General features: G+C 36.5%; 1 pseudogene. It reads right to left on the minus strand.

Annotated features, from left to right (window positions below):
• A pseudogene (locus tag FOF46_RS31155) lies at window positions 1–222 on the minus strand (helix-turn-helix domain-containing protein); the annotation flags it as partial.
• Window positions 223–263 lie beyond the last annotated feature (41 nt).

Raw genomic sequence — 263 nt, forward strand, 5'->3', positions numbered from 1 at the left:
TTTTGATTTTGGCATTTGGTGTTGAATTGGTTTACTCCAGTCTAAGGTACCATGTTTTCGTAACCAAACCAAAACAGTACTTCTCCCCTGTATACCATAAGCTTTTTGGGCTTGCTTATAGGTCAGCTCACCTTTTTCAACTTGGGCAACTATTGCCAATTTAAAGCCTAAATTGTAATCTCGTTGTGTACGCTTCTTCCTTGGTTGTTCTGAATGTTTCATAAATAAGTCAATTTTGTGTCAACTTATTTTAGGACAAGACA

Source organism: Aquimarina algiphila (assembly GCF_007489275.1).
Taxonomy (GTDB): Bacteria; Bacteroidota; Bacteroidia; order Flavobacteriales; family Flavobacteriaceae; genus Aquimarina; species Aquimarina algiphila.